The organism is Pseudoteredinibacter isoporae, from assembly GCF_040372805.1.
Classification (GTDB): Bacteria; Pseudomonadota; Gammaproteobacteria; order Pseudomonadales; family Cellvibrionaceae; genus Pseudoteredinibacter; species Pseudoteredinibacter isoporae_A.
In genome coordinates, this window is record NZ_BAABWJ010000001.1 from 139,106 (window position 1) to 159,844 (window position 20,739).

19 protein-coding genes are annotated in these 20,739 nt (G+C 51.1%); 10 read left to right on the top strand and 9 right to left on the bottom strand.

Features of this window, described 5'->3' with window-relative positions; translation table 11 throughout:
- Nucleotides 1–4 precede the first annotated feature (4 nt).
- The 5 genes from ABWW03_RS00670 (at nucleotide 5) to ABWW03_RS00690 (ending at nucleotide 5,458) form a co-directional block, all read left to right on the top strand.
- The gene (locus ABWW03_RS00670; RefSeq protein WP_353405754.1) at nucleotides 5–949 is read left to right on the top strand and encodes a biotin-dependent carboxyltransferase family protein; all 945 of its coding nucleotides are present in this window, start codon (nucleotides 5–7) and stop codon (nucleotides 947–949) included.
- 4 nt (nucleotides 950–953) lie between these two features.
- Nucleotides 954–1,835: a glutamate cyclase domain-containing protein gene (locus ABWW03_RS00675; RefSeq protein ID WP_353405755.1), complete on the top strand. Its 882-nt coding sequence runs from the start codon at nucleotides 954–956 to the stop codon at nucleotides 1,833–1,835.
- Between the two features lie 90 nt (nucleotides 1,836–1,925).
- Nucleotides 1,926–2,786 carry a TraB/GumN family protein gene (locus ABWW03_RS00680; RefSeq protein ID WP_353405756.1) on the top strand — a complete coding sequence of 287 codons (861 nt, stop codon included), beginning with the start codon at nucleotides 1,926–1,928 and terminating at the stop codon, nucleotides 2,784–2,786.
- A 95-nt stretch (nucleotides 2,787–2,881) separates the two neighbouring features.
- Nucleotides 2,882–4,555 carry an amidohydrolase gene (locus ABWW03_RS00685; protein ID WP_353405757.1) on the top strand — a complete coding sequence of 558 codons (1,674 nt, stop codon included), beginning with the start codon at nucleotides 2,882–2,884 and terminating at the stop codon, nucleotides 4,553–4,555.
- Between the two features lie 132 nt (nucleotides 4,556–4,687).
- Nucleotides 4,688–5,458 carry a S1/P1 nuclease gene (locus ABWW03_RS00690; protein ID WP_353405758.1) on the top strand — a complete coding sequence of 257 codons (771 nt, stop codon included), beginning with the start codon at nucleotides 4,688–4,690 and terminating at the stop codon, nucleotides 5,456–5,458.
- A 98-nt stretch (nucleotides 5,459–5,556) separates the two neighbouring features.
- On the opposite strand, the gene ABWW03_RS00695 is transcribed toward ABWW03_RS00690, so the two are convergent.
- The 6 genes from ABWW03_RS00695 to ABWW03_RS00720 form a co-directional block, all read right to left on the bottom strand.
- Nucleotides 5,557–6,813 carry a M56 family metallopeptidase gene (locus tag ABWW03_RS00695; protein WP_353405759.1) on the bottom strand — a complete coding sequence of 419 codons (1,257 nt, stop codon included), beginning with the start codon at nucleotides 6,811–6,813 and terminating at the stop codon, nucleotides 5,557–5,559.
- Complete coding sequence (locus ABWW03_RS00700; RefSeq protein WP_353405760.1) at nucleotides 6,806–7,186, bottom strand: BlaI/MecI/CopY family transcriptional regulator; 381 nt, start codon at nucleotides 7,184–7,186, stop codon at nucleotides 6,806–6,808. Before ABWW03_RS00700 ends, ABWW03_RS00695 begins: the two co-directional genes overlap by 8 nt.
- A 103-nt stretch (nucleotides 7,187–7,289) precedes the next feature.
- Nucleotides 7,290–8,276, bottom strand: a complete 987-nt coding sequence (locus tag ABWW03_RS00705; RefSeq protein WP_353405761.1) for an AraC family transcriptional regulator — start codon at nucleotides 8,274–8,276, stop codon at nucleotides 7,290–7,292.
- 423 nt (nucleotides 8,277–8,699) lie between these two features.
- A complete protein-coding gene (locus ABWW03_RS00710; RefSeq protein WP_353405762.1) occupies nucleotides 8,700–10,040 on the bottom strand; it encodes an NAD(P)/FAD-dependent oxidoreductase in 1,341 nt (446 codons plus the stop codon).
- A gap of 240 nt (nucleotides 10,041–10,280) precedes the next feature.
- Entirely contained in the window at nucleotides 10,281–11,417 is a 1,137-nt protein-coding gene (locus tag ABWW03_RS00715) for an acyl-CoA dehydrogenase family protein (RefSeq protein ID WP_353405763.1), read from the bottom strand.
- 26 nt (nucleotides 11,418–11,443) lie between these two features.
- A complete protein-coding gene (locus ABWW03_RS00720; RefSeq protein ID WP_353405764.1) occupies nucleotides 11,444–12,622 on the bottom strand; it encodes an acyl-CoA dehydrogenase family protein in 1,179 nt (392 codons plus the stop codon).
- A 162-nt stretch (nucleotides 12,623–12,784) separates the two neighbouring features.
- Here ABWW03_RS00720 and ABWW03_RS00725 point away from each other — a divergent pair, with 162 nt between their 5' ends.
- The 3 genes from ABWW03_RS00725 (at nucleotide 12,785) to alr (ending at nucleotide 15,967) form a co-directional block, all read left to right on the top strand.
- Nucleotides 12,785–13,693 carry a LysR family transcriptional regulator gene (locus tag ABWW03_RS00725; protein WP_353405765.1) on the top strand — a complete coding sequence of 303 codons (909 nt, stop codon included), beginning with the start codon at nucleotides 12,785–12,787 and terminating at the stop codon, nucleotides 13,691–13,693.
- A gap of 268 nt (nucleotides 13,694–13,961) precedes the next feature.
- Complete coding sequence (locus tag ABWW03_RS00730) at nucleotides 13,962–14,819, top strand: aminotransferase class IV (protein ID WP_353405766.1); 858 nt, start codon at nucleotides 13,962–13,964, stop codon at nucleotides 14,817–14,819.
- 32 nt (nucleotides 14,820–14,851) lie between these two features.
- Complete coding sequence (gene alr, locus ABWW03_RS00735) at nucleotides 14,852–15,967, top strand: alanine racemase (RefSeq protein ID WP_353405767.1); 1,116 nt, start codon at nucleotides 14,852–14,854, stop codon at nucleotides 15,965–15,967.
- Nucleotides 15,968–16,012: 45 nt separating this feature from the next.
- Here alr and ABWW03_RS00740 read toward each other — a convergent pair whose 3' ends face one another.
- Complete coding sequence (locus tag ABWW03_RS00740; RefSeq protein ID WP_353405768.1) at nucleotides 16,013–17,227, bottom strand: iron-containing alcohol dehydrogenase; 1,215 nt, start codon at nucleotides 17,225–17,227, stop codon at nucleotides 16,013–16,015.
- Nucleotides 17,228–17,312: 85 nt separating this feature from the next.
- On the opposite strand from ABWW03_RS00740, the gene ABWW03_RS00745 reads away from it, so the two are divergent.
- Nucleotides 17,313–17,711: a hypothetical protein gene (locus tag ABWW03_RS00745; protein WP_353405769.1), complete on the top strand. Its 399-nt coding sequence runs from the start codon at nucleotides 17,313–17,315 to the stop codon at nucleotides 17,709–17,711.
- A 90-nt stretch (nucleotides 17,712–17,801) separates the two neighbouring features.
- Entirely contained in the window at nucleotides 17,802–18,095 is a 294-nt protein-coding gene (locus ABWW03_RS00750; RefSeq protein ID WP_353405770.1) for a YebG family protein, read from the top strand.
- 136 nt (nucleotides 18,096–18,231) lie between these two features.
- Here the strand turns inward: ABWW03_RS00750 and ABWW03_RS00755 are convergent, their stop codons facing one another.
- Together ABWW03_RS00755 and ABWW03_RS00760 are read right to left on the bottom strand one after the other, a co-directional pair.
- Complete coding sequence (locus tag ABWW03_RS00755) at nucleotides 18,232–19,701, bottom strand: flavin monoamine oxidase family protein (protein WP_353405771.1); 1,470 nt, start codon at nucleotides 19,699–19,701, stop codon at nucleotides 18,232–18,234.
- A 56-nt stretch (nucleotides 19,702–19,757) separates the two neighbouring features.
- Entirely contained in the window at nucleotides 19,758–20,738 is a 981-nt protein-coding gene (locus tag ABWW03_RS00760; RefSeq protein ID WP_353405772.1) for a HupE/UreJ family protein, read from the bottom strand.
- Nucleotide 20,739: the final 1 nt, after the last annotated feature.

Here is a 20,739-nt window from a genome sequence, read left to right on the forward strand (position 1 = left end):
CGTCATGCCAGGATTTACCGTAGTTGCCCCCGGCATTCTCAGCTTGCTGCAAGATGCCGGTCGTTTTGGCCAGCAACAAATTGGCCTCACCAATGGCGGTCCGCTGGACCCGTTTGCGTTTACATTGGCCAACCGCTTATGCCACAACCCCGACGACAGTTGTGCCATTGAAATCAGCATTGGCGGGCTCACTCTGGAATCATCTATCGATACCTGCATCGCCTTGAGCGGCGCTAAGCTGGGCTTGAAAGTGAACGGCCAAAGCCAACCTCAATGGCAAACCATTGCCATCAAAGCCGGCGACAAAATCAACGTTGGCTTCGCCAGTGATTCCCACAGCGGCAGCCGCGCTTATCTGGCGGTTGCCGGTGGTTTCGACATTCCCGCGCAATTCGGAAGCCGCTCCACCGTATGCCGTGAAGGTATTGGTGGTATCCGTGGCGGCCCACTGCAGAAAGCCGACGAACTTTCCTGCTCAGCCCAGGACGATTTTGAAGTCCTTGCACTGCCCGAAGAACAACGGCCGGAATACCCCTCCCAGATCAGTTTGAGGGTCATTTTGGGTTACCAGCAGAGCCATTTCAGCAAGGTGAAGCAGGCTATTTTCTTCAGTAGCGAATACATCGTCAGCGATCTCTGTGACCGAATGGGTTATCGCCTGGAAGGCCCCAAGGTCAATGCTGATATCGATGGCATCCTCTCCGAAGGTATTTGCCTCGGCGCCATTCAGGTGCCCGCCGATGGCCAACCCATCGTACTGATGAATGACCGCCAAACCATCGGTGGCTACCCCAAAATGGGTTCGGTGTTCGCGCCGGATCTGGCCAAGCTGACGCAGCTGACCGCCGGCGGCCGTATTCACTTCAAAGAAATGGACATCAATGAAGCCCATCAGGAATTACTGCTGACTCAACGCCAAATGAGCCAGCTGACTCTGGAAAAGCTATAACATCATGACACTCAAAAATATTACCCTTAGCGATAGCGAACTGGGCCTCAGCCGAACCATCGAGAACCTTCTGGTGGCGCGCAATCTACGTGGCATGGCTCAAGTGCAACCTCACCTGGAAGCCGGCTATTGCATGCGCGCAGCCAAAGCCATGCACACCGCCGTACTCAAGGGCGCCGTCGTACTGATCGGTACGGGCTTTCCCGTTGTCGATACCTTTGAAACCGATGGACCACCGGGTGCCATTTCCCTTTACCGGGCCATTGAGGCCTGTGGCGGCACACCTTACATTTGCTGCGGCGCGCCACTTTCCGGCGCCATCGTGGCGGATTATCGGGTCATCGAACTGGCTGTGGGTGAAGATTGCGAACAGCAGCAGCACCAGGAAGCCGAAGCGATTCTCAAGCAGTATTCACCGGGCCTGGTGATTTCCATTGAACGCCCGGGCAAAGCCGCCGACGGCGGTTACTACAATATGCGCGGTGAATCGATCAGCCCCCGCAGTGCCTGCTTCGATGAAATCATGCAGCTTTGCCAATGCACCACTCTGGCGATTGGTGATGGCGGCAATGAAATCGGGATGGGCAAAGTGCACAATGCCCTGAGCGAACTCAACATTGTTCCTGCCGCCACCAGCTGCGATGAGCTCGTGGTTGCGGATGTTTCCAACTGGGGCGGCCATGCCCTGGTTGCCCTGCTCGGTTATTTGCGTAACCAGGACCTATTGGCCAATTTCGACAACCTCGATGTCCTGCGCTACCTGAGCGAGCGAGGCAGTGTTGATGGCGTCACACGGGAAAACACCTTAACGGAAGACAGTCTCGATGCTGCAGAAGGCAGCAAACTGCTCTACGCCTTGAGACAGCATTGCGGTTTTGTTGACTGACGGCACACAATTGCAACGCCAAGCGGATGAGTTCACAGTCCCGCCACAGCTGTGTAAGATTGTGCCCTCACCCGTAAGTTGCAGGAATTTATGAACAAGTTCGTTATCGGCCTGTGCTGCCTGTGCCTCAGCATCAGCGCACAAGCCACCAGTCCCGTCTGGAAAATAAGCAAAAATGGCCACCACTTCTATTTGGGGGGCACCATCCACTTGCTGGCCAATTCTGATTACCCCTTACCCGAGGCCTTCGATAAGGCCTATGCGGAAGCCAGCACATTAGTATTTGAAACCGACATTGAAAAAATGAAGGCAGCCTCCAATCAGACCCAATTGCTGCGCAAATTGCTTTACCCCAGCGGTGAGAACCTGCGACAAAAACTAAGCCCGGAAACTTATCAGCGACTGGATAATTTTTTTGCAGCGCGCGGAGTGCCGACATCGGAAATCACCCGCTTTCGAATCGGCATGACCGTGATGACTCTGACCTTAATCGAGCTGCGCCGGAACGGTTTGGCTGAAGAAGGGGTCGATATGTTCTTCATGAAGAAAGCCAAAAAGGACCAGAAAACCCTGGATTCCCTTGAAGAGCTGAATGCTCATATGGACTTTATCGCCAATATGGGGACAGGCCAGGAAGACGAAATGATTCGCCAAACTCTGGACGACTTGGAACAGATACCCACCATGATTCGCAACATGAAGGCCGCCTGGCGTGCAGGCAACAATAAGCAGCTCGCCGACATTGCCATTCGCGAATGGAAAGCAGAATTCCCCAATGTGTTTAAACGCCTGCTCACCGATCGCAACAATGATTGGATGCGAGAACTCGCGCAATACAATAACGATGCTGATGTAGAATTTGTTCTGGTTGGCGCCTTACATCTGGTTGGCAAAGAAGGCTTGTTGGCACAACTGAAAAACAGCGGCCACACCCTGAAACAATTACCCTGATGCCCCGAGGCAGCTGCAACAGGCTGCCTAATACTTGATCCTGTTATGCGCCTTGGCTACATTGGAGCTTTCAAGGCCAGCAAAGGATCAAGCACGTGCGCACAGAACTCATCATTGGCAGCAGTTTATTCCTCTCCCTATTCAGCGCGCATGGCTTGGCGGCCAAACATTGCGTCGAGGCCGACCTGGCCTTCAGTGGGAACATCTACACCGCAAACGATCATTTTCCAAAGGCCAACCACCTGGCCATTAAAGACAATAAAATCGCTGCTGTCAGTCTCGAACCGATTAAATTATGCGACGGCGCTCGCCACTTTCGCCTAAAGCAAGGCGCTATCTTTCCAGGCTTTAACGATGCTCACGTGCATCTCAAAGGCATTGGCTATCGTGAGAAAAATCTGAACCTACAGGGCATCAATAGCCTGGCAGAAACCATGCAGGCCGTCGCGGACCACGCCAAAGCCAATCCAGATGCACCTTGGGTAGTTGGCCGTGGCTGGATAGAAAAAGTCTGGCCGGAAAAGCGTTTTCCCACGTTGGCAGATATTGATGCCATCGTCAGTGATCGACCGGCTTATCTCAAGCGTGCCGATGGCCACTCAGCTCTGGCCAACAGCGTCGCCCTGAAGCTCGCGGGTATTGATAAAAACAGCCGGGCTCCTAATGGTGGCGCCATCGAAAAAAACAGCGATGGCGAGTTGACAGGTTTGCTGGTCGATAACGCTATGGCACTGGTTGAGAAACTGATTCCGGAAAACACCCGCGCCGATGACAAAGACGCCCTGGCCCGGGGACTTGCTCGGAATGTACAACTCGGCTGGACACAAACCCAAAACGCCGGGGGCAGCTGGAACGACCTACAGCTCCTACAGGAATTACAAAAAGAAGGACGACTGGCACATCGCGTGTACTACGCACTGAGTCAAGGCGACAATGCTGACACACTCTTGAACAAAGGCGCTCAACTGGATGACAGACATTGGATCAGTGCTCGTGGCATTAAATTGTATTCCGATGGCGCCCTGGGCTCTCGAGGTGCCGCTTTGATCGAACCCTACCACGATGCCAAGGGCAAGGGCTTGTTGCTGATCGACGAGCAAACCATCATGCCCATTCTCGAAAAAGCATTACGCCGTGGCATTCAAATTCAAACTCATGCCATCGGTGATCTCGCCAATCGCCTGGTGCTCGACTGGTATGAGAAAGCGTTCCGTAAAGTGCCCCGCGAAGAATGGGCCCTTGCCAATCCACGTTGGCGTATCGAACACTCTCAAAATATCACGCCAGAAGACCAGGACCGATTTAAGCAGCTGGGCGTGATTCCCTCCATGCAGCCATCCCACGCGATTGGCGACTTGCACTTCGCCCCTGATCGATTGGGGAAAACGCGTTTGCAACACGCCTACCCCTGGCAAAGCCTTCTCGACAAAGGTTTGATCATCGCGGGTGGTTCAGATGCGCCGGTTGAAATTGGCGACCCACGCATCGAGTTTTACGCCGCCAGCATCCGCAAAGACACCCGTGGCTTCCAAACCAAAGGCTGGCACCCAGAACTCGCGGTGAGTCGAGATAATGCCCTGAAGATGTTTACACTGTGGCCAGCCTACGCCGCCTTTGAAGAAAATCTCCGAGGCAGCATCGAGGTAGGCAAACTCGCTGACCTCACCATTTTTGATCGCGACATCATGATGGTTCCCGAGGAGCAGATTCTCCAAGCCAACGTCCTGTTTACCGTTGTGGACGGCAACATCGCGTATCAAAAACCCTGAGTCGGCAGTTCACTCGCTTAAACCTGCCCCAGGCACACTCCAGCTCACCCGCCGGTTCTGTTGAGAACCGGCGACGTGCTTTTGTCATATAGCTTGCCTATAATCCCGTCAGTCATTTTTAAGGAGACCAATATGCGTCGCATCAGTGTTTTAATCAGCGCCCTGGCGTTAAGTCTCAGTGCGCAGTATGCCGCCGCCTGGGGTAAACAAGGCCACCGAATCAGCAGCCAAATCGCCGAACATTATCTGAACGAGGATGCCAAAGCGATGGTGGAATCCGTTCTGGGTGTTGAAACCCTGGCTGAGGCATCAACCTGGCCTGACTTTATGCGCTCGAACCCGGATACATTCTGGCAACGCCAATCCATGTGGTTGCATTTTGTGACCATTCCGGAGAATGAACGCCAACACAGTAAACACGGCGATGCCATTTCCGGCATTAAAGATTTCACTGCCAAAGTCAAAGACAAAAGCTTGCCTTTGGCTGAACGCCAAAAAGCGCTACGCTTTCTAGTCCACATCATCACTGATTTACACCAACCGTTCCACGCTGGCAATGGTACAGATCGTGGTGGCAACGATGTCAAACTGAAATTCTTTGGTGAAGACACTAACTTGCACAGCGTTTGGGACAGCAAACTGATCGACCACGAGAAGCTGTCATTCACTGAATGGACAGCATGGCTGCAACCCAAAATCACCGAGCAGAACGCAAAGGATTGGTGCGTAACCGACCCAATGGTCTGGGCCAAGGAAAGTCGTGCTCTGATTGACGACCTGTACCCGGGCCGTAAAAGCTTGAAGTGGCAGTATATTTACAAAACTCGTCCAATCCTGAAAGATCGCCTAATGAAGGGCGGCGTTCGACTGGCGTGCTATTTGAATGAGATGGCGGCAAAATAAGAACGGTTTTACTTTCAAGCAGTAGTCAAGCGGTCGAGAGGGGCTCTATGAGCACCTCTCGACCTCTTTTATTACACCCGAATATCACCTGAGGTGAATCAGATACCCTTCGGCTGGGGTTCCTCGTTGACTTTAAATACAGCCGCATAATGCCACCCTTCTGACTCATCCCCTGTTTCTATGACGGCCTCCTCCCCCATAAGCACCAATAATTGAGGCTCGGTTAACACCTGCAGACCATCACCTAACTTAAGCAACGTTGTTGAGATTAAAATTGTGTCCTCTTCTTTTTTGCTTAGCATCAGATTCAGCTGAAAACCATTGTCGAAACTGAATGTAAATTCCTCATTATAGTGCAACCATACGCTCGAATTAGACAGGCTGGAATCCATCATCCCTTTTGACTTCCAACGCATTTCTGCCTTCAATTCAATAACGGCTCCAGCCCGTTCGGATTGCAAGGCAAAAGCCTGAGAACTCCCCAACAAACTCACCACTGTTACCATCAGCATCGTGATGAACAAACTCAAAAAAACCACGTTCAACATCGTTAACTTTTTCTGCACCATTCCATTCTCCATCCTTTTCAGTCTCCAAATCAGATTACCCATAGCCATAGAACAGGACATATCAAAACCATTTACCTGCAAGGCCATCCGACTCAAAGCTTCGCGATACGCTACCGGGTTCGCAGCAGCTACCTGGGCATCGCATTGAGCTTCAATTAAATTACGTTGCTTACTGATCAACTGTCTTACCAGGGGATTCCAGAAAAACAGGCATTGTAAAAAAGACAGCACAGCAACACGCCAGTGATCTTTGTTTTCTCTGTGAGCCAGCTCATGCTGAACCATAAACTCAAACGCTTGCTCGTTATCGACCCGAGCGGGCAATAATATCGCAGGCCTCCAGAAACCCAACAGCATCGCTGATGCCAGATTATTCACACGCAAAAACACACCACCATATTGCTTCTCAAGTGACGCATCGTGTTCGGCATGGACGAGAAGTGCTCGGTAATGTCGTCGATACTTATAGAGTTGAAACAGATACAACAACACGCCACTACCGACGAGCAGGGCCAATAATGACCCCAAATATTCATCAACCGTAGGGCTGTGCACCTGGATAGGTTGTGCAGCCAGAAATACCGGCAAGGTCTCAAGCGGCTGACTGGGCACCAGCTGAACACTGGACGCGGAAACCCAGCGTGAGAAAAGAGGCCAGGGCAAGCACCACATCACAATAGCGGACGCGCATAACACTCGCTGAAAGCCCAGGTAGACCTTGTCGCTGCGCAATAGCAGAAGCGACAACACACTATACAACCCGGACAGCACCAGATAACTAGTCATCTTTTAGCGCCTTTTTGCGTTGCTTCAAAATTTTCTCAAGATATTGAATATCATCCAGACTGAGTTCCTCTTCTTCCAACAGGTGTACTGCCAGGCTTTGACTCTTGCCCAAGAACACTTTGTTAATAAACTGCCTGATCATAGGCAAACGCACTCTCCCTCGCTCCACGGCAGCCGAATAATAAATGGTGCGACCTTCCTGGCCCGCCCTGTTCACAGCGCCTTTTTTCTCCAAACGATCAATAATGGTTTTTACCGCCGAATAACTGATATCTCTTTTCTGATCAATCGCCTGATGAACCTGAGGAGCGCTCAAACGCTCACATTCCCAAAAGTAGTGCATCACTTCCAATTCAAAGTCGCTGAACTCCATACGCAATTCCTTTAACCTCTCACCTACCAATCTCTACACTTGTAGATATAATATCTACAAGTGTAGAGATTGCAAGGCGTTTCATCATATGAATACGCAGGCACTAGCGCTTTTCAGCACGAAAGACTCTGGGCGAGCAACGGTGCACTCTGCGAAAGGCGCGATTAAAAGCGCTGGCATCGGCATAGCCCAGCGTCTGAGCAATCAGAGAAATAGGGGTGCCGCTGTGACGAAGACTCTTGCAAGCAAGCCCCATCAAAATGGACTCCCTGACCTCCGTAAAACTGGTTCCCAGGTCTTTCAAGCGTCGACTGAGGGTTCTTCGACTCATCCCCAACTCACGGGAGATACTGTTCACATCCAGCTCTTGTCTCGGCACCGCCGCAGTGATGATGGTTCTGAGTGCAGACAATAGAGAATGGTGGGAATAATCTGCCAATGCCTGCAAGGCACTGGCCTCTAATATTTCCAGTAATCTGGGGTCAGCGGACTCCAATGGCCGCATCATGAGAGACTGATCAAAATAAATGCCGCTCACACTCTGCTCAAAACGAACGTTTCCACCCCCAGGAAACATTCGAGCGTCGCTGTCGTTCAACGCTGGATGCTGAAAGCAAATTCTATTGGGCAACCAATTTTCATCATCCAAGACCCTCTGAAACAAAGTAATCAACTGAGCAATGGTACCTTCACAATCCTGATAACTGAGCTCTGGAGGGATGCCTGGGTGAGAATATATGAGAACAAATTGTTCTTTGTCTTCCTGCAAATGAATCTCCGCTGCCGGAGAAATCAAGGCGAGATACTTTTTCAGCAATTCAAGCAGCATTGCCAAATTACTGGCACTGCGAAGCATGTAGTTCAGGACGCCGAAATCCCTGTCATCCATTAATGCAGCAAGCTCGACAGCAAGAAAACGTCGCTGATAGAATTCAGCAGACGCATTCAGAAATTCAAGGTAATCACTGTATCGAAGTCCAGCGTCTGAAAGTTCAGAAAGGTTTAGCCCCAATTTTTTCAGACAAGGCTCTGGGTCCAATCCGAGCTGAAAAAAAGCATCGATAAAACGATCTAGATTTGGCTTTTTCATCGGCTGCGCATATTTATCCATGAACCACCAAAGACTTAAGTCAGCAAAGAGATTCTATTTACCCTTATATACTTAAACAGTAGAAACGACAACATCAACAACAGAGATAAATACACAGGATAAAACCAGTGCTGTAACAGTTCACGGGGCATTTTTGCGTGAAACAAAGCAAACAAAAGGTGTGAGCACAACACTAAGACGCCACAACTGAGGAGTTTCTTCACCCAGAGCATACCGTTCAAACCCGCTCTTCCCAAATGGTAAAACAGCAAAGCAGAGATCATCATGAAAGTGGGAATGACATAGTGCCCCTGAACAAAGCTCCAGGGAACAAGACACAAGTGCGCGGCCGCGAGCAATAAACAGATATAGTCAAATGAGTATCGATAGAGTGAGTTCATCCCACCTCCTGGCAAAAGTTATTCAGAAAGCATTCAACACATTGAAACTGCTTTTAAGCATCAAGCTTCGATAGTAGTCACCGAGGAAAGAAACATGTTGATTCAATCGGGACAAGTTCCGCCAGTCCTCGACTTCCTCACCCGTCATTTTCAAGGCACTTAAATATGCAGAGTAGTGACTGGGCATAATACCCAAGCCATTGTAAGCGCAACATAAGTAGATGCGATCTGACAGCACATTGGAAACAATTGACCGACTATTCAAAGTATGGGCCGTAACACCATGCCATTCATGAGCAATACCAAGCTCACCAATCTGGGGATAGCGCTCTGCGAAGACTCGTCGGGTCAAGGCACGTGCATACTCAAGATCCTGCCACTCACTGGAATCATGACTGGCATACCCCAAAACAAGCCGTAAAAAGAAATGACCACTGGCGCTCAAACCGAAGGTGATTGGCAGCGTATTGGGCTCAAAGCGCAGATCCCAATTATTCAACCCTAACGCTTCAATCTGCTCCCGACTCAACATTCCGGTGGAACAGGAGTATTGATGCACGGGAAACATTTTGTCGTCCGCGACCCCCAGACGGGGCGTATAGGCATTGGTTGCCAGTAACACCTGCTTCGCTTGTACACTTGCTTTGCGACTTGTCAGCGTATTCCACTCGCCCGACTCAATAGACAGTACTGGAGAGTTTTCATATATCTCCACTCCCAGCGATAACGCAATACGGCAATACGCCTGCATCAAACGAACGGGTTGAATTTTATAGAAACCGGCACTCGCCTTTGCTCCCGAGTAAAAATCACTGGCAATGCTCTGCTGAAGCTCTTCGCGATCCAGCCAACGTTCGTCATCTTTCAGTTCCCGTTGCGCTTCGCGAGCAGCAGACTCTGACGAGTAGAGAAATAAGGTGTTAGCCGGCTGAAGATCGCAGTCGACGGATTCTTCTTCCAAAAACGCCATGAAGCGGCGAAGGCCTCGCTCAGCGATCGCGTGATCGTTCAGGCCAGTAAATTTCGCATACACAGCACCGGAATTGCGCGAGCTGGCACCAGCCCCCAGATGGTGGGACTCCAGAAGCACAACCCGCCAATCTGGACGACGCTTTTTCAGATATATCGCGGCCACCAAACCAGTGTAACCACCCCCAACAATACCGACATCTGCGCTGATATTATTGCCAAGAGACGGTAGCACGCGTTTTTGACCCGACAGCTCATACCATAAACTGTCGCCACCACTTCGCGCTTCAGGTAATTCAATGCCCTTGTCTTTCTGCACAAAAGAGGCGAGCCCCGGTGCAAGCAACAGACCCGCGCTGCCGCCCAGCAAGAGGTTTCTTCGATAGATGTTCATAGCGCCTCCATTTTTTCACCAATGACTGTCTGGTGATGTTTAACGTATGGAGGCTAAGTGTAGAGCGTTAGCGCGTTCGTTAATTGGCATCTGGAGCCCGTCATCGGACATTTGGGGCCAAGATAATGAACCGCATGTTTCGAAACAAAAAAGGACAGGCATAAAAAAGCCGCAATATATCGCGGCTTTTTTATTGGAGTTTGCTGAAAGCGGAATTTCAACAAGCAAACTGTGAGCGTGTTAAGAAGCCAAGCTCAGCTCAGCAAAACGCTGTTGCTGATAGTCCGCATCACCAAACGCCGCATTGATGGTTAGCAAACGACGTACGTAGTGACCAACATCCAACTCATCGGTCATGCCCATACCGCCGTGCAATTGAATGGCCTCACCACCAATCAGTTTTCCGGCTTTGCCCACCATCACCTTCAGCGCTAGAACGTTCTTTTCAATATTCGCGACATCTTCGCCCTGCTCAATCGAACACACGGCACGATACAGCAGCGACTTACACTGTTCGCTCGCCATAAAGGTGTCTACCATGCGGTGCTGCAATGCCTGAAAAGAACCGATCGCCACACCAAACTGTTTACGGGTTTTACAGTATTCCAACGTCGTAGCGTTCAGCTTTTCCATAATCCCCAACGCTTCAGCCGCCAGAGCTACAATGACCTGCTGACGCATTTGCTTTAACAAAGCCAAGCCTTCATTAGCACCACACAGGGCTATCGCCGTCACATTCTCTAATGCGATATTCGCGACAACTTGTGCATCCATTGTGCGCAAAGACGTCTTACTCAAACCCTCAGCGTTGGCATCCACTAAAAACAGGGCGATACCCTGCTCATCACTCTGCTCACCGCTTACACGAGCACTGACGATGATTTTGTCAGCCGACATGGCATTGAGCACCAATGACTTCTCACCGCTCAAACGATAAGCATCGCCATCCTGCTCAGCACGACAACGAACATCTTGCATTTCAAAACGCGACTGGGGCTCAGCGTAGGCAACCGCTCCTTGCACGGAACCCTCAATAATGCCGCCAATCAAAGCGTCTCGCTCATCGCTTTGGGCAGTACTCTGCAATAGGCCACCAAACATTAAAACTGACGCAATAAAAGGTTCGGCAACCAACCCCTTACCCAGTTCTTCCATCACTACCATGGTATCGGTAGCGCCACCACCAAACCCGCCTAGGGTTTCAGAGAACGGGATGGACAACCAACCCAGTTCTGCAAACTTCTGCCAATTTTCCTGGCTGAAACCGGCCTCATTGGCAACGACTTTGTTGCGCGCTTCAAAGTCGTACTCGTCCTGAACAAAACGAGCAACACTGTCTTTGAGCATTTGCTGCTCTTCGGAAAAATCAAAATTCATGGTCTTTATCCTATGCTGTTGCTGCCTTACAGGCCCAATACAAATTTCGCGGTAATGTTTTTCTGAACTTCATCAGAGCCACCGTAAATGGTTGCGGCACGACTCATCATAAAGCCACGGCGCGCCACATCACCAAAGGCGTGACCAACCGCTTCAGCGCTTGCCGCATCCTGCACAACCGTACCGAAGTAACCGGCCAGATCCAGTTTCAGCTCTTGAATGGATTGCTGAATTTCCGTGCCCTTCAGTTTCAATAGAGAGGATTCAACACCCGGGCCATTGCCTTTCGACATCGACGCCAGCACTCGCAGCTCAGTAAATTCCAAGGCCATTAATTCGATTTCAATATCGCAGATACGCTGACGGAAAAGCGGGTCATCAATCATCGCTCGACCACCGTTCACTTCCGCCGCAGCCAATGTCTTCAACTCAGCCAAATTGCGTTTCGAATCGGCCACGCCAGCAATGGCGGTACGCTCATGTGCCAACAGGCTCTTGGCATAAGTCCAGCCTTTGTTTTCCTCACCAATCAGGTTTTCAACAGGAACACGCACATCTTCAAAAATGACTTCATTCAAGTGGTGCTCACCATCAATAGTGACGATGGGACGAACCGTGATTCCCGGGCTATTCATATCGATCAACAAGAAGCTGATTCCCTGTTGGGGCTTACCTTCGTTGCTGGTGCGAACCAGACAGAACATCCAATTCGCGTGCTGGGCAAGCGTCGTCCAGATTTTGGCGCCATTGATAATGTAATCATCGCCGTCTCGTTCCGCTTTGGTTTTCAGCGACGCCAGATCGGAACCCGCACCCGGTTCGGAATAGCCCTGACACCACCAATCGTCTGCATTCAAAATGCGAGGCAAAAACTTCTGCTTTTGCTCCTCATTACCAAAACTGTAAATGACCGGCCCCACCATTTTCAGGCCAAAAGGGGACACGTCCGGCGCGCCGACTGCAGCACGCTCGGATTCAAAAATATAACTTTGGGTCGGAGTCCAGCCCGCACCACCATGCTCAACTGGCCACAACGGTGCCGCCCAGCCTTTTTCGTTAAGCTTGCGCTCCCAGCCCACTTGCACGTCTTTGTAGCTACCTGGCTGTTTGGCTTTCTCAGCCAGTTCGCCGTTCCAGGCTTCTTTTAGAAAGGCACGTACTTCATCGCGAAAAGCCAATTCCGCTTCGCTAAAGTTGATATCCACCTTGCAGTCCTCTTGGTTTTTGTATGACGAACTTAGCAATAAGCTCACTTTTAATTCAGACCTTAGTGTAGAGGGAAAAAACTCAAACATCTTTATGTTAAAGTGACAGCTTTCTTAGCAAAAAGTGACAGCTGGGCGATCTCGCAAGTCGATTGATTCATTATGCAAATTAAGAACCTGATTAGCTTTGTCAAAGTCGCCCAATTGGGCAGTTTTCACGCGGCCGCAAAACACCTGCACAGCTCCCAACCGGCTATTTCGGCTCGCATTAATTCTCTGGAAAATGAACTGGGCGTACAGCTCTTTGAACGGGATGCCAGTGGGACTCGCCTGACCACTCGAGGGCAGCAATTACTGCCACTTGCACAGCGCATGTGCTCATTACAGCAAGACATTAAGAAACAGCTCCACGACGTCTTACCCGAGCGAGGCATTGCCCGCATTGGCGTATCCGACACGCTCGCGCATCTATGGCTGACAGAATTACTGACAAGCTGGCAACACCATTTACCACTGATGGAATTTGAAATCAGCGTTGATGTCAGCACCCATCTGCACCAGCAGCTTATGCGCCATCAACTCGATCTCGCCTTTATTGTTGGCCCCAAGCAAAGCGACGAATTGTGCAGTGAACCTCTGATTGAATACCCGCTGTGCTGGGTTGCCAGCCCCGAGCTCAGCACAAAACTAAGCGATAAGGGAACGGAGCTTGATCTGCATACCCTCGTCGAATTCCCTTTGCTGAGCTTTCCGCGCAACAGTTTGCCCGGGATTCAACTGCAACACGCCCTGGAAAATGCCCACATCGAGCAGGCACGGGTTCACAGTTTCAGTTCAATCACCAATTTGCTGCCACTGGCTGAACAAGGACTGGGCATCGCGCTCATGCCTGAGGCGGCGGCCAGAGAGGCGTTGAATGACGGACGGCTGTGCAGCCTTCATGTCTCTCCAGGCCCCGCCCCTCTGCCCTTCATCAGTTGTTGGAGGAAAGACGATGAACGCCATTTGGCTCCTCTGTTGAATCAAATAGCGACGGAAATTATTCACTTCAACCCCACCGAAGCAGAATAAAACTCTGATATTTTGGTTTTTTCAGAATAATCCTCTGTTCATCTTTGTTAAAATGCCGCTCATTGGAAGCACTGCTTCGCAGTATGCCCTGCCCGTTGCCACAAGCGACTCAGCTCGGCCCCCAGCCCACCCGGCCTGTACCTGCGTCCACCCGACGCCGACCACAATCTGCACTACAATAAGCCCTAGCCCCTGCTCGGCATATACGCCAGTACGCTTTTGCTGACAGCCGGGTTCCATCTGCTTGCTTACATCTATCGAGGACACTATGACCATAGCCTATTTGAATGGAGAATTTCTGCCCCTGGAAGAGGCCCGTATTTCACCCATGGATCGTGGCTTTCTATTTGGCGACGGCATCTATGAGGTGATTCCTTCCTATGATGGCAAACTGGTTGGCTTTGGCCCACACATTGATCGCATGCATCAAGGCATGGGCTTTATTGATATCAAACACGATCTGACGCACGAAAAGTGGCGCGATATCTGCGAAGGTTTGATAGAGAAAAATGGCTCCGGCAACCTGGGCATTTATCTGCACGTCAGTCGCGGCGCCGATGTGAAACGCTTTCACGCCTACCCCGAAGATGTTGAGCCCACCATTTTTGGTTTTGCCTTTGATATTGCACCGCCACCGGTCGCCGATCGCAGCAAAGCCACGGGTTATAAAGTAGCGACCACGGAAGATTTACGCTGGCAGCGCTGCCACATTAAATCAACCGCGCTACTCGGAAACGTGATGCACTTTCAACACGGGTTCAGCAGTGGTCACAATGAAACTCTACTGTACAACGCCAACGGTGAACTCACCGAAGCCAGTGCCTGCAATGCTTACATTGTGAAAGATGGCGTGATCGCAACACCACCTTTAGACAATCAAATTCTACCCGGCATCACTCGCCTGATGCTGCTGGACATTTTGCACAAACACAGCGATATCACCGTTGAAGAGCGCATTGTGACCATGGATGAAGTGGCCAATGCCGATGAAGTCTGGATCAGCAGCTCAAGCAAAGAAGTTGCCGCCATTATTGAAGTGGATGGCCGAGCGGTTGGCAATGGTGACGTCGGACCGGTCTGGGAAGCGGCACAAGCGCTTTACTCTGCCCATAAATTCGATTACTAAGATGTTGATGTAAACGCTGCGGAGAGTTCAGTATGAGCCGCCCTTGCTACGCCCAAGTTGATCTGGAAGCACTGCGCCACAATTATCGTCTGGCTGGTGAACTGGCCCCGAGCGCCCAAGCGGTCGCCGTTGTCAAAGCCAATGCGTACGGTCATGGTGCTGTCGAAGCCGCGAAGGCTCTGGAACCTTTGGCGCCCGCTTTAGGCGTAGCCTGTATTGAAGAAGCGCTCGAGCTTCGCCATGCCGGCATTCAAAAACCGATCCTGTTATTGGAAGGTATTTTCAGTGCCGATGAAGTGGCGATAGCCAGCGAGGAACACTTTTTCCTGATGGTGGAAAATCTGGAGCAAATCGAAGCGATTATCCAGGCCGACATCGATCAAGCTCTGCATTGTTGGTTGAAAGTAGACACCGGCATGCATCGTTTGGGCCTGCTGCCTGAACAGGTTGACGCGGCACTGGCCGTGCTAAAAGCCAGCCCCAATGTGCAACCCGACATTATTATGGCCAGTCATTTCGCCAGCGCAGATGAGCTCGACAACCCCAGCAATGCTGAACAGCTCCGCTGCTTTGACAAACTGATTGCAGAGTGCGAACAGGCGCAAGGGCTGGACCAAAGCCTGGCTAACTCCGCCACCATACTGGCTCACCCCTCTGCGCATCGACAGTGGTTACGCCCCGGGTTTATGCTCTACGGCGCCTCGCCCTTCACCGAAGACAATGAGAATGCCGCCAAACTCAAACCTGTCATGAGCCTGATCAGCGAAGTCATTTCTCTGCGTCCGATACAGTCCGGCGAACGTGTTGGCTACGGCGGTAAATGGCAAGCCGAACGAGACAGTATTATCGCCACCATTGCCTGTGGTTACGGTGACGGCTACCCGCGTCATGCCTCGAATGGAACCCCCGTATTAATTGATGGTCAGGAGGCCCCGCTGGTAGGCCGCGTTTCCATGGATATGATCACCGTTGATGTGACGGACATAGCCAATGTTCAATTAGGCAGCCGAGCTGAAATGTGGGGGAAAAATCTGTGCGTTAATCGTATCGCTGAACACGCTCACACCATTGCTTATGAATTGCTGACGCGGATGCCCGCCAGACCACCGCGCGTTTATCAAAACGAGCACCCTAACCGCGAAGCCTAAACAACGTCAGCCATCAATGGCGGCCGGTTTTTTGTATCGCATCGCTTAGTCCTCACGCCATAATTGTGTATATATCTTTTGCATTTCCTCAAGACTTGGCACACGTGGGTTGTTCCCTGGAGAACCTGAAGCCCATGCCTGCTCAGCCATAATTGCACGCTTTTGCATAAACGTCTCACGATCGATACCGAAATCCTCGGGGCTGGGAACGCACAAGTCTTTATTCAAATCATCGAGATAAACCAGTAACGCCTCACAGGCTTTTTGATCATCAACATCAGCAGAAACAATCTGCATTGCTCGGGCGCAATCAGCATAACGTTCGATCGCCGCAGGAATCGAATACCGAGTCACCGCCGGCAGCAACATAGCATTGCTTAAACCGTGAGGGACATGAAAGTGCGCACCAATGGGGCGACTCATTCCATGCACCAATGCTACAGAAGCGTTGGAAAAGGCGATACCGGCAAGATGCGAACCCAACATCATTTGCTCCCGCGCAGACTGGTCGTCGCCATGGTGAAACGCTTGGCGTAAGTTCGGGGCGATCAATGTCATTGCCGCCAAAGCTTGCTGATCACTAAAGTCGTTTGCCCGGCGAGATACATAAGCTTCAATCGCGTGAGTAAGCGCATCAATACCGGTATCCGCAGTGACGCGCGGAGGAACCGTCAGACTCAAGGTGTAATCGACAATGGCCGCCTGGGGCAAGAAGGCCAACCCTTTGCACAGCATTTTTTCATCACTTTGGGCATCAGTAATGATCGTAAACTGTGTGGCCTCAGAACCCGTTCCGGCAGTGGTAGGAATAGCAACCAAAGGCAGACCCGGTTGATCACAAATGACGGGGACTTTGTAATCGCTCATACGACCGCCTTTCGCAACAAGGAAAGCCATCGCCTTGGCGCTGTCGATGGCACTGCCGCCTCCAAGAGCAATAACACCATCGTATTCATTCGCCGCCATCGCCGAGATGGCCGCTTGCAATGAATCCTCCGTCGGCTCAGGCATCACATCGCGGAACACAGCCTGCTCCGGGAGTGCAATTCCCGCGTCTTCACAAACGCCTTGCACGCGGGCCTGCACACCAATCTCAGCCATCAAGGCATCACACACCAAAAACGGACGTCGACAATTCAAACTGTTTAACACATCCGGCAATCGACTCAGGCTATCACCGCCCAGTTCAATTAAACGAGGCAAGGAAATGCGTGCGGCGGCAACAGAGCTCTGCGGCGTTTCGGAATTGCGGTCAGACATACAAGGCTCATTTATCATCATTATTTTTATCCATCGTGACAAAAGCAGGGGCGGCACGCAAGCGACTCCGTGCTAGAATCTTTAGATGAATTCAGCCGCTCTCATCAACCTCTATTACTGGCTCAGCCCGGTTTTCTTAATTCTGTACAGCTCCGCTGGTCTGGATATGCGAATCAGCATTCCGGGGGCCAGCCCAGCCTGGCACTACCTTTATCTGGGCGCCTGTTTTCTTCTACCCTGCGTTCTTATTAAGCGCCCAACAGCACGCGCACTCTTCGCCTTGGGGGAATCCAGTGTGAATATCTTTTTGCTGCTGTACGGTCTGCTGAATCGCTATTTCCAGCAACTCGACGCCCTTAGTAACGGCATGGAAGGGCCAGGCATTATCAACAGTACCGATATTTTGCATTTTGCCTTGGCCGCTAGCGTATTGGCTCTGGGCTTTTACGGGAACCCTTTGGTTCGCACCAAAGCGCTCGACTGAGTCCCTCCTTTCACGTTTTTCAGATCAGCACTTGCACCCAGCCAAATATACTGTATATTTAAACAGTATATTCATACAGGAGATTGGCTCATGGCTGTGGTAGCTGTTTGGAAGTGCGACCGAGACGGAAAAATGTTTGAAAACAAAAAAGATGCGGAAGAACACGACAAGATGCTGGAACTGGCAGCAAACATCACCTCGCTGTTGGAGACTCATATCGATGGCCTGGATGAAGATGCCAGTGAAGCGATTGGCCTGTTATTAGCTGAACGCCGTGAAGCTCTGGCCAAGGCCTGTAAAGGTAAGCCCTCTGTTTTACTTGAAGAACCCAGTGTGGATTCAGACAACACTGACAACGTAACACCTCTAACAGCGCAAGCTTGATCGTTAGCGGTAAGGGAACCGATCTCCCCTTTGGCCTTTTCGGCTCTCCGGTTTCCTAAACTGATGCTTTAGCGCGACGCTGTTTTTTGTACCCATCTTCCCCCAATTGATGGGTACGCTTTTTATTTCTATGTATTTACTGACGGAAACTGCCTTCGCGGTCAGAGCTTATATCCCTGTTCAATTCAACTGATTCTTGACGTTCAGCAACCGCTGGCAAGCTGGCGTGTATTTTCCTGGCTTCACGTAAACCTGATAAATATGCACCATGCACCGTGGCGGGAAACTCACGTTGACTGGCTTCACCGGCAAAATAAACCAGGCCTTCGGGCTCCGCCAAAATATCGCGGTGCTCGGGACGCCCGCCCTGGCGCAAATAACTGTAGGCCCCCAAAGAAAATGGATCGTTCTGCCAGCGGCTGATATAACGTTTGCTGGGCTCTGGAATTTCATCACCGTAGATCGCACGCAACCCCAACATGGCTTCCTCGACAATTTCAGCATCACTGCCTGCCTCGAGATTACCAGCCGTGCTCAAGGCCAACAGATAAGCTTGCCCGGAAACCGCATGGATATTCACCCACAGACTGAAACGCCCCTTTTCCGGCCCGACTCTCAAAATGGCATGGTTTTGATCCCAAAACACCTCTGGAAACTTCAGCCATACTTTATTGAGTTGCCCCATGCCTATCACATTAATGGCTTCACGTTTGCGTGCTGACAACGGTGGAGTAAAACCTATGTTGCCTGCCTGCAATACCGACACAGGAACGGTGATCAGTGCCCGCTTTGAACGCAGAGCCGTCTGCTGCCCCTGATACTGTGCAATTACCTCAACGCCTTCTTTCGATTGCTGTATGGCGGACACCTGGTGCCCCAATCGAATGCGGATATTTTCGCTGAGATGTTGTTGCAAAGGCAGAAAACCCTGGAGGGGAATCGGATCGCCGCCCAGATAGTCTTCACCATCCTCAGCAGCTTGTACCGATAAATCAGCGGCATCCGCTGACCAGTCCTGTTCGAACATAAAATTAATAAAACTGCTGTGCAGCTCATCGCTGACAAAGCCCAAATCTCCAGATTTTTGAGCATCGTCCATCAACATTTGAATGCTGGCGTTAGGCTCTCGCCTCAGATATTGCGCTAGGTAATTCTCAACGACGTGATTCCAGCGCCCGAGCAGGGCGCCGGCGTCATCAATCTCTTCGCCAAACTCATCGTAAACGATTGTCTCGCGCCATTGAGTTGCCGGACTCAGATTGATGCCTTGTTCTTTGGCCAGAGCGACCAGCGGATTGTTGTCCTGGCCATGCAGCCAGTTCGCCCCCATTTCAATGGCTTGCTCGCCATCAAACACGGTGTGGGCACGACCGCCTATGCGCTCTCGAGCTTCCAATAATAATACCGAGTGCCCCTGATCGTGCAGCTGTTTGGCTGCAGCAAGTCCGGCAAACCCAGCCCCCACAACGATCACATCTGCATCATATTGCATCGGTAAAGAACCATTCTTCAGGCTGCTGGCGGGCAGGTTTTGCGCCCAAGTGAAGGGAGACAGCAATGACAAACAGGCCAGCAGAAAACACTTTGCCTTTGGCCACAACAACATTGCAAATACCTCTATTTTCATTATTGGATTAGGAGCGCCACTCCTAATCCAATTTCTTAGAAGCCCGCAATTCGTTCAAAAAACCAGAAACTGGCTAAGACACCTACCGCACAAGCGCTAAAAAACTGCCCTTGCTGGTGCAATGTGGCCAACTCGTTAAACAGTCGTCGTAGGACCGCAAACAGCAATGCCGCTATACAGACAAAGAAGAGCTGGCCGAGTTCGACGCCGATATTAAAAAACAACAGGGCAACTGGCAACTCGGTTTGCGGTAAACCGATATCCGCCAACACTGCCGCAAAGCCAAAGCCATGCAATAAACCAAAGCTACTGGCCACAAATACCGGATGGCGCCAGGTCAGGGTGTCCCGGCGATTCAATATCAGCTCGCGCGCCAGAAAAATAATACTCAAGGCGATCACGGCTTCAATAGCGGGTACGGGCAGACGAATGACCCCGAGGGCAGCCGCAGCCAGGGTAATCGAATGAGCAAGGGTAAATCCCGTCACCGTGATCAGAATGCGCCGCCAGCTGGCGGCGATAAACACTAAGCAAGCAAGAAACAGAAGATGGTCCAGGCCAATCAGAATATGCTCAATGCCCAATATCGTGTAGTCCTTGGCAAGCACCCAACGCTCTTCAAGAGCAGGAATTTCCCATTGACTTTGTTTGGGCCCTAAGCGCGCGTTATGGACCTGCCCATTGGCTCGTTGCAAACGAATCAAGGTCGATATCGACGGGTTCGCCAGGGGGAACACAATCTTTAATTCAGCGCCCTCAATACCTTGGCTGCAGCGAAAGCGTCGAACACTGCCCTGCCCTGGCTGTTGATACCGGCAAAAATCAGGCAATTCAATTTGGGGCCGATTAAAGGCGGGCACAGAGGAAGGCACCCTAGCAAGCAAACTGAACTCACCGGCCTCGACTTCACGAATTTCGATATAGAACGGCCGGCTTTCATGAGCCTGAGATACCGCGCTGACGCCCAGCAGAACCAGAAGCAGCAGCTGTTTGATGCGATTAAACAAAGGGAACATG